The organism is Sphingomonas liriopis (genome assembly GCF_024211255.1).
Lineage (GTDB): Bacteria > Pseudomonadota > Alphaproteobacteria > Sphingomonadales > Sphingomonadaceae > Sphingomonas > Sphingomonas liriopis.
In genome coordinates, this window is the sequence record NZ_JAMLDY010000034.1 from 1 (window position 1) to 8,679 (window position 8,679).

At 68.6% G+C, this 8,679-nt stretch carries 7 protein-coding genes and 1 pseudogene; 2 read left to right on the plus strand and 6 right to left on the minus strand.

What is annotated here, in order from left to right; translation table 11 throughout:
• A pseudogene (locus tag M9979_RS17080) lies at positions 1-111 on the plus strand (IS110 family transposase); the annotation flags it as partial.
• 16 nt (positions 112-127) lie between these two features.
• Here M9979_RS17080 and M9979_RS17085 read toward each other — a convergent pair.
• On the minus strand, positions 128-2,536 hold the full coding sequence (locus tag M9979_RS17085; RefSeq protein WP_254290702.1) for a ligase-associated DNA damage response DEXH box helicase: 2,409 nt from the start codon (positions 2,534-2,536) through the stop codon (positions 128-130).
• A gap of 131 nt (positions 2,537-2,667) precedes the next feature.
• On the opposite strand from M9979_RS17085, the gene M9979_RS17090 reads away from it, so the two are divergent.
• Positions 2,668-3,666 (plus strand): ligase-associated DNA damage response exonuclease, encoded by a 999-nt coding sequence (locus tag M9979_RS17090; RefSeq protein WP_254290703.1) that lies wholly within the window; start codon positions 2,668-2,670, stop codon positions 3,664-3,666.
• Between the two features lie 199 nt (positions 3,667-3,865).
• Here M9979_RS17090 and M9979_RS17095 read toward each other — a convergent pair whose 3' ends face one another.
• The 5 genes from M9979_RS17095 to lptC form a co-directional block, all read right to left on the minus strand.
• Positions 3,866-4,702, minus strand: coding sequence for an endonuclease/exonuclease/phosphatase family protein (locus tag M9979_RS17095; protein ID WP_254290704.1), 837 nt, complete (start codon positions 4,700-4,702; stop codon positions 3,866-3,868).
• A complete protein-coding gene (gene rpoN, locus M9979_RS17100) occupies positions 4,699-6,180 on the minus strand; it encodes an RNA polymerase factor sigma-54 (RefSeq protein WP_254290705.1) in 1,482 nt (493 codons plus the stop codon). Before rpoN ends, M9979_RS17095 begins: the two co-directional genes overlap by 4 nt.
• 162 nt (positions 6,181-6,342) lie before the next feature.
• The gene (gene lptB / locus M9979_RS17105) at positions 6,343-7,122 is read right to left on the minus strand and encodes an LPS export ABC transporter ATP-binding protein (RefSeq protein WP_254290706.1); all 780 of its coding nucleotides are present in this window, start codon (positions 7,120-7,122) and stop codon (positions 6,343-6,345) included.
• Positions 7,123-7,375: 253 nt separating this feature from the next.
• Positions 7,376-7,921, minus strand: a complete 546-nt coding sequence (locus M9979_RS17110) for an LptA/OstA family protein (RefSeq protein ID WP_254290707.1) — start codon at positions 7,919-7,921, stop codon at positions 7,376-7,378.
• A 5-nt stretch (positions 7,922-7,926) separates the two neighbouring features.
• Positions 7,927-8,565, minus strand: coding sequence for an LPS export ABC transporter periplasmic protein LptC (gene lptC / locus M9979_RS17115; protein WP_254290708.1), 639 nt, complete (start codon positions 8,563-8,565; stop codon positions 7,927-7,929).
• Between the last annotated feature and the right edge of the window lie 114 nt (positions 8,566-8,679).

Below are 8,679 nucleotides of genomic sequence, written 5' to 3' on the forward strand. Positions count from 1 at the left end.
CTCCTCGCCAACGGCAAACCCAAGCGCCTCGCCATCGCCGCCCTCATGCGTAAGATCATCACCATCGCCAACGCACGCATCCGCGATGCCCTCCCACCACACAACAACTGACTTGATGACGGGGGTGTCAGTCGATCCGCATCGCTTCGGCCGCCAGCGCTTCCGCTTCGATCAGCAGATGGTCGTCGGCGCTGCCCGTCGCGACCTTCTCGCGCCCGATTAGCGTCAGGACCGGCACCGCGAGCGGCGTCACCCGGTCGAGGTCGACGTGGAGCATCGTCTCTGCGGCGCGGTCGAGCAGGCCCGCCAGCCGCCCGACGTCGGTCATGCGGGCGCGGGCATCGTCCCACGCCGCCTGCAGGAGGAGGTGGCTCGGCTCGTACTTGCGCAGCACGTCGTAGATGAGGTCGGTCGAGAAGGTCACCTGTCGCCCCGTCTTGCGCTTGCCGGGGTGCTGGCGCTCGACGAGGCCGCCGATCACCGCGACCTCGCGAAAGGCGCGCTTCAACAGGTGCGATTGCTGGACCCAGTCGACGAACTCGTGTTCGAGGATGTCGGGGCTGAACAAGGCGGCGGGGTCGGTGATCTTCTCGATGCCGTAGACCGCCAGCGCATAGTCGTTCGAGACGAAACCCAGCGGCTTCAGTCCCACCGCCTCCATCCGGCGGGTGATGAGCATGCCGAGCGACTGGTGCGCGTTCCATCCTTCGAAGCTGTAGGCGACCATGTAGTGGCGGCCTTCGCGCGGGAAGGTCTCGACGAGCAGCTGGCCGGGGCGGGGGAGGGCGGAGCGCTTGGCCTGGAATTCGAGCCATTCGCGCACGTCGTCGGGGAAGCGCGCCCATTGGTCGGGCGCGGCGAGGAAGCCACGCACCCGGTCGGCGAGGTTGGTCGACAGCGGCATGCGGCTGCCGCCGTAGGTCGGGATGCGGGCGGGCTTCGACGAGGCGCGGACGATCAGGTCCTCGGTGTCGATCTTCATCACCTCGCAGGAGAGGCCGGCGAAGAAGAAGGTGTCACCCGGCGACAGTTGTGCGGCGAAGCCTTCCTCGACGCGGCCGAGGTTGCGGCCGTTCTTGAAGCGGACGTTGAGCATCGTCGCCTCGACGATGATGCCGGCGTTGAGCCGGTGCTGGGCGACGAATTTGGGGTGGCTGACCCGCCACAGGCCGTCGGGGTCCTTGGTCAGCCGCTTGAAGCGGTCGTACGCTTTCAGGCTGTAGCCGCCGTCGCTGATGAAATGGAGGACGCGCTCGAACGTCTCGTCGGTGAGCGCCGAATAGGGAAGCGCGGAGCGGACCTCGTCGAGCAGCGCCGCCTGGTCGAACGGCGCGGCGCAGGCGATCGCCATGACGTGCTGGGCGAGCACGTCGAGCGCGCCGGGGCGGAAGAGGTCGGGGTCGAGCTCGCCCGCCTCGACCGCGTCGAGCGCGGCGCGCGCCTCCAGATATTCGAAGCGGTTGCCGGGGACGAGGATCGCCTCCGATGCCTCGTCGAGGCGGTGGTTGGCGCGGCCGATACGCTGGAGCAGGCGGCTGGAGCCCTTGGGCGCGCCCATCTGGATGACGCAATCGACGTCCCCCCAGTCGACGCCGAGGTCGAGGCTGGCGGTGGCAACCAATGCGCGCAGCCGGCCCGACGCCATCGCGCCCTCGACCTTGCGGCGCGCCTCGAGTGCGAGGCTGCCGTGGTGGACGCCGATCGGGAGGGAGAGCGTGTTCACCTTCCACAGGTCCTGGAAGATCAGCTCGGCGAGGCTGCGGGTGTTGCAGAAGATGATCGAGGTCTTGTGCAGCTCGATCTCGGCCATCACCTGTTCGGCGGCGTAGCGGCCCGAATGGCCCGACCAGGGGACGCGGCCTTCGGGGAGGAGGATCGCGATATTGGGGTCGGCGCCCGGCTCGCCCTGCACCATCGCGACCTGATCGATGTCGCCGTCGGGGGCGAGCCAGGCGCGGTAGCCGTCGCTGTCGGCGACCGTGGCGGAGAGTGCGACGCGGCGCAGGCCGGGGCTGATCCGCTGGAGCCGCGCCATGCACAGCGAGAGCAGGTCGCCGCGCTTGCCGGTGGCGAAGGCGTGGACCTCGTCGACGACGATCGTGCGCAACCCTTCGAACATCGTGAAACTGTCGGGATAGCTGAGCAGCAGCGACAGCGATTCGGGCGTGGTGAGCAGGATCTGCGGCGGCTTGATCCGTTGGCGGGCCTTGCGGTCCGATGGCGTGTCGCCGGTGCGGGTCTCGACGCGGATGTCGACGCCCATCTCGTCCAGCGGGGTGACGAGGTTGCGCTGGATATCGACCGCCAGCGCCTTCAGCGGCGAGACGTAGAGCGTGTGGAGGCCCTCGGTCGGCGCCTGGATCAGCTCGGCGAGGGTCGGGAGGAAGCCGGCGAGCGTCTTGCCGGCGCCGGTGGTGGCGACGAGCAAGGCGTGGCGACCCGCGCGGCCTTCGCGGAGCATGTCGAGCTGGTGGCGGCGGGGGCGCCAGCCGCGGGTGGCGAACCAATCGGCGAGCGGCTGGGGGAGGGCGGTCATCGCGGTTCACCCTCACCCTTCCGCGGCTGTGCCGCTCCCTCCCTCTCCCATTGGGAGAGGGAAGAGCCGCCGCAGGCGGCGAAGGGTGAGGGTGAGGCGGAACCGACCAGCATCCCAACCATATAGGTAGCATGGCACGATTGGGCGACTGGCTGGAACCGCATCCGCACGGCATCTACGTGAAGCCCGCCGACGCGTGGATCGACCCGTCCGAGCCCGAACCGCGTGCGCTGGTGACGCACGGGCATGCTGACCACGCGCGCGGCGGGCATGGCGCGGTGTGGGCGACGCCGGAGACGCTGGCGATCATGGATGCGCGCTATGGCGAGCAGCCGGGCATTCCGGTCGCCTATGGCGAGAGCATCCGGATGGGCGAGGTCGAGGTGGGCTTCGTGCCGGCGGGGCATGTGCTGGGGTCGGCGCAGATCGTGCTCGACTATCGCGGCGAGCGCGTCGTCGTGTCGGGGGACTATAAGCGGCGGCCCGATCCGACCTGTACGCCGTTCGAGCCGGTGAAATGCGATGTCTTCGTCACCGAGGCGACCTTCGCGCTGCCGGTGTTCCGGCATCCCGACACCGGCGACGAGATCGACAAGCTGATCGCGCGGCTGCACGCCAATCCCGACCGCTGTATCCTCGTCGGGGCCTATGCGCTCGGCAAGGCGCAGCGGGTGATCGCCGAACTGCGCGATCGGGGGCATGAAGCGCCGATCTATATCCATGGTGCGTTGCAGCGGCTGTGCGACCTGTATCAGGAGCATGGCGTGCGATTGGGCGAGCTGCTGCCGGTGGCGGATGCGAAGAAGGCGGACATCGCGGGGCATGTCGTGATGTGCCCGCCGGGGGCTTTGAACGATCGCTGGTCGCGGCGGCTGCCCGATCCGATCACTGCGATGGCGAGCGGCTGGATGCGGGTGCGGCAGCGGGCGGTGCAGAAGAACATCGAGCTGCCGTTGATCCTGTCCGATCATGCCGACTGGGACGAACTGACCGATACGCTGACCGAGATCGCCCCGCGCGAGGTGTGGGTGACGCATGGCCGCGAGGAGGCGTTGGTGCATTGGTGCGAGCAGCGGCAGATGAAGGCGCGCGCGCTCGCGCTGGTGGGGTTCGAGGACGAGGACGATTGAGGCGCTCGTGGTCGTGGAAAAGGGTGGTTCACGCGGAGACGCAGAGGTGTCGCGCCTGGCGCCGCAGGCCCGCTTCCTCATCGACCGTGCGGCAAGGTGAAGCGTCAGTGAGAGAGGGCGGCTGCGCCGCGGGCGAGACACCTCCGCGTCTCCGCGTCTCCGCGTGAACCAAATTGCGTCGCTGCCGCGTAAGCTCGCGTCAGCGGTCGAAGCGCAGCCTCGCCACGACCGGGAAATGATCCGACGGGTATAGCGCACCGTCGTGGCGCGTCACCGTCTCCACATGCGACACGCGGAAGCCGCGGGTGAGGATCCAGTCGATGCGGCGGTCGGGCGTGCCGGTGAAGTTGTGGAAGGTCATCGCCGGTCCCTCGCGTGCGGCGGTGCTTTGCCACGCATCGCTCAGGGTGGCGGTGAGGATCGCGTGGGTGCGCGTCTCGGGTATCGTGTTGAAATCGCCGGTCAGGACGACCGGATCGTCGCCGGCGATGGCGGGCAGGCGCGCGGCGATCAGCGTCGCGGCCTTTTCGCGCGCGGCGTCGTCCTCGGCGCGATAGGGGAAGTGGGTGTCGAGCGCGACGAAGCGGCGGCCGTCGCGCGTGCGGAAGCGGCCCCAGGTCACCATGCGCGGATACGGATGGCCCCAGCTGATGCTACCGGGCACCTCGGGTGTGTCGGACAGCCAGAAATCGCCCTGCGCGAGCAAGGTCAGCCGGTCTGGGCGGTAGAAGAGGCCCATATGCTCGTCGCCATGGCCGCCGCGGCGATCGCGGCCGAACCAGCGATAGCGCGGCAGCGCGCGGACGATGTCGTCGCCCTGGCGCTGGAACAGCTCCTGCGTGCCGAACAGGTCGGGATCGGCGGCGGCGACCGTCGCCACGAACAGCGCGCGCCGATGTGGCCAGTCGTTGGCGCCGTCGGAGGCGAGCGGCAGGCGGACGTTGAAGGTCATCACCATCAGCATCGGCGCCGGCCGACCCGCGCCGATGAGGCCCGTGGCGGCGAGCATCGCCAGCACGGTGCGACGCGCGATCATGCCCCCTCGAGCGTCCGCGCGCGGCGGCGTTGCACGCTGCTGCCGATGCCCATGCCCTCGCGGTATTTGGCAACGGTGCGGCGGGCGATATCGAAGCCCTTGGCCTGAAGCAGCTCGACGAGCGTGTCGTCGGACAGGATCTTGGCGCCTTCGCCTGCGATCAGCGCGCGGATCGCGCTCTTGACCGCTTCCGCCGACACCGCGTCGCCGCCGTCGGCGGCCTGGATCGCGCTCGTGAAGAAATATTTGAGTTCGAAGACGCCGCGCGCGCAGCTCAGATACTTGTTGCTGGTGACGCGGCTGACGGTCGATTCGTGCATCTCGATCGCCTCGGCGACCTTGGCGAGCGTCATCGGTTTGAGGTGCGCGACGCCTTTCAGGAAGAATGCCTCCTGCTGCTTCACGATCTCGGTCGCGACCTTGATGATCGTGCGCTGGCGCTGGTCCAATGCCTTGATGAGCCAGTTGGCGGAGGCGAGCGCGTCGGAGAGCCATGCCTTGGACGCCTTGTCCTGCGGGCCGTGGCTCAGTTCGTGATAATAGCGGCGGTTGACGAGGACGCGGGGCAGCGTCGCGGCGTTGAGTTCGATGCCCCAGCCGGCCTTGGTCTTTGCCACGAACAGGTCGGGGGTGACGGCGAGTGCGGGTTCGCCGCCGTAGCGGCAGCCGGGCTTGGGATCGTAGCCGCGCAGTTCGCGGATCATGTCCGCCATATCCTCGTCGTCGACGCCGCACATGCGTTTGAGGCGCGTCAGGTCGCCGCGTGCGAGCAGATCGAGATTGTCGATCAGCCGCGCCATGCAGGGGTCGTAGCGGTCCGCCTCCTTCGCCTGCAACGCGATGCATTCGGCGAGGTCGCGCGCACCGACGCCGGTGGGATCGAGCGTCTGGATCTGAGTGAGGACGTGCTCGACGCGGGACAGTGACGTGCCGAGGCGGTTGGCGATGTCGAGCAGCGGCACGGTGAGGTAGCCCGCCTCGTCGATCTGGTCGATCAGGTGCTGGGCGATGAACCAGTCGGGCCCGTCGACCACCGCGCCCGCCTGCGCGAGCAGATGGTCGGCGAGGCTGCCGTCGCCCGCCGCGAACGAATCGAAGTCGAGGCCGTCCTCGCCGCCCTGCCCGCTGCCGCCGCTGCCGCCGGTCATCGAGAGACCGCCGTCGAACCCGCCGCCGCCGTCGGCGACGCTGTCCTGCTGGTGGCTTTCGGTGGCGTAATCCTGGTCGATCGGGTCGGCCTTTGCCGCGCCGGTCAGAAGATCGTCGGCGCCGGCGGGTTCGTCGCGTTCGACGCGTTCGGGGCGGACGACCTCGTCGGTCTGCTGCGCTTCGAGCAGCGGGTTCTTCTCGACCTCTTCGGCGATGAAGCCCTCGATCTCGAGATTGGATAGCGCGAGCAGCTTGATCGCCTGCTGCAGCTGCGGCGTCATCACCAGCGATTGCGACTGGCGGATGTCGAGGCGCGGGGCGAGGCTCATGAATCCCTCTCCCCTTGGGAGAGGGAAGGAGCCGCCGCAGGCGGCGGGAGGGTGAGGGTCGATACGGACGATGCGTCGCGCCTGCCCTCACCCCGCGCCGCTTTGCGGCTTGCCCCTCTCCCGATGGGAGAGGGGAGGAAGGCGAAGTCTTTCCTCATCGCCCTACAGCGAGAAGCCCTCGCCGAGGTACAGGCGGCGGACGTTGGCGTCGGCGACGAGTTCCGCGGGCGAGCCGGCGAACAGCACGCGGCCGTCGTAGATGATGTAGGCGCGGTCGACGATGTCGAGCGTTTCGCGGACGTTGTGGTCGGTGATGAGCACGCCGATGTCGCGGCGCTTCAAGTCCTTCACCAGATCGCGGATGTCGGCGATCGAGATGGGGTCGATGCCGGCGAAGGGTTCGTCGAGCAGCATGATCGACGGTTCGGCGGCGAGCGCGCGGGCGATCTCGGCGCGGCGGCGCTCGCCGCCTGACAGCGCCATCGCCGGCGACGCGCGCAGCCGGGTGAGGCCGAATTCGTCGAGCAATTTGTCGAGCTTGGCGGGGCGTTTCGCCGCATCGGGTTCGGAGAGTTCGAGGACGGCGCCGATGTTCTTCTCGATCGACAGACCGCGAAAGATGCTGGTTTCCTGCGGCAGGTAGCCGAGGCCCAGGATCGCGCGGCGGTACATCGGCAGCTTGGTGATATCCTCGCCGTCGAGCATGATCCGGCCCGAATCGGGCTTCACGAGGCCCATCACCGAATAGAAGCAGGTCGTCTTGCCGGCGCCGTTGGGGCCGAGCAGCCCGACGACCTCGCCGCGGTCGACCGAGACCGACACGTCGGTGAGGACGACGCGCTTGTCGTAGGACTTGGCGATCGAGATCGCCTGCAGCCCGCGATTGACCGGCGCTTCGTGGATCGCTTCGGCGGTCTGCAGGTCGGAAACGGCGGCGTCCATCAGCTCATGCCTTCGCAGCAAAGGGTTAGCGAAACCTTGGCAGGCTTCGTGCATGCCCGTGCGTCATGGCGCGCGCGGGGGCGGGAGGGAAGCCCCTGTTTCGGTGAAGCGATGCGGCTGTTTGGATGAAGCGATACTGTGGCGCTGCCAAAGGTCGTCACCCCAGCGCAGGCTGGGGTCTTGCGCTGGCGCGGGCTGCGCTTGCCGCACGAGATGCCAGCGTGCGCTGGCATGACGGTTCGTAACTATGCCGTCAGTCGCGCTTGGGGACGGAGAAGGTGCCGGTGACGCGGCCGCCGGGGGCAGCGGTGGTGGTGCCGGTCGCGCCGCTCGATCCACGTACCGACGATCCGTCGATCACCGCGCGGCCGGTGTCGAGGTTGATCGTCAGCCGGCCGCCGTTGACGGTGTTGCCGCCCTGCGTCAGCGTCACCGCGCCGAGCATCGTGATGACGCGGCGGTTGAGGTCGTAGATCGCATATTGGCTCTTGGCGGTCTGGTCCGGCCGGCGGACGGTGACGCCGCCGCTGGCGTCGAGCCGCGAGACCTGCGGATTGCCGCCGACGACCTGGCCCGTGTAGGTCACCGTCATCCGTGCGGCGTTGAGCGTCATTTCCGCCTGCTTCACCGACACTCCGCCCGACAGCACCGCGCGATTCGCCTTGTCCTGCAATTCGATATGGTCGGCACCGAAATCGATCGGCGCGTTCGAATTGTGCGCGGTCTGCGCCGCCAGTGGGGCGGCGGCGAGCAGCGCCAGCGTGGCGAACGGGGCGATCGGGACGGGAAGGGCGCGCATGCCCGCTATCTCGCCCCTCGGGGCACGATCCGCAAGCGGGCATTGCCGCTCAATCGCACGGTGCGCCCGTCGAGATCGGCGCTGAGCATGTTGGCGCTGAAATTGCCCTGCGGCACGGTGCCGGTGACCGCGCCATCGCTCTTCATCGTCTTCGCCTTGAGGTCGATCGTCGCGTCGCGGGTGTCGAGGCGATAGCCGTTGGGGCCACGGAAGGCGATCGGGCCGTCGACCTTCATCTGTTCGGTGTTGAGGTCGTAGCGGCCCTGGTTGGCGCGCAGCGTCGCCGGTCCGTCCTGCAGCTGGAGGTCGGCGGCCATGCCGTTGATCTGGACGATCGGCACGCTGCTGCTCTGCTGCACCGCCGATCCGGCGTTGAGCGCGAACGCCTGTCCCTTGTCGTCCTGGCCGCGATAGGTGGCGGACTGCAGCTTCATCCGCTCCTTCGCCACCTCGACCTTGTTCTTGTCGAGCACGAACGAGACTTCGTTGCCGGCGGTGAGCGGCGCCATGACGAGGAAGGCGGCGAGCACGCCGATCCCCACCGGCAGCCCGGTGTTGAGCAGGCCGATCAGCCGGTCGTGCCGGCTGCCGGGCGCGGCCCAGCGCTGGCGATCCGACCGGGACGGGATCGGCAGGACGCTCATCGTCCGGGCTCAGAGGTTGTTTGGAAACGCGCCGCGGCGCGTTTGGCGGTGCCGGCCCGCTCCCCCACCCGGCCGCCCATCAAGCATACTCTGTGGGCGGCCGGGTGGGGGAGC

Bases quoted from the DNA above. Each gene is read 5' to 3' on its own strand.
- M9979_RS17085 (WP_254290702.1), bottom strand. From the start codon at position 2,536: ATGACCGCCCTCCCCCAGCCGCTCGCCGATTGGTTCGCCACCCGCGGC.
- M9979_RS17090 (WP_254290703.1), top strand. From the start codon at position 2,668: ATGGCACGATTGGGCGACTGGCTGGAACCGCATCCGCACGGCATCTAC.
- M9979_RS17095 (WP_254290704.1), bottom strand. From the start codon at position 4,702: ATGATCGCGCGTCGCACCGTGCTGGCGATGCTCGCCGCCACGGGCCTC.
- rpoN (WP_254290705.1), bottom strand. From the start codon at position 6,180: ATGAGCCTCGCCCCGCGCCTCGACATCCGCCAGTCGCAATCGCTGGTG.
- lptB (WP_254290706.1), bottom strand. From the start codon at position 7,122: ATGGACGCCGCCGTTTCCGACCTGCAGACCGCCGAAGCGATCCACGAA.
- M9979_RS17110 (WP_254290707.1), bottom strand. From the start codon at position 7,921: ATGCGCGCCCTTCCCGTCCCGATCGCCCCGTTCGCCACGCTGGCGCTG.
- lptC (WP_254290708.1), bottom strand. From the start codon at position 8,565: ATGAGCGTCCTGCCGATCCCGTCCCGGTCGGATCGCCAGCGCTGGGCC.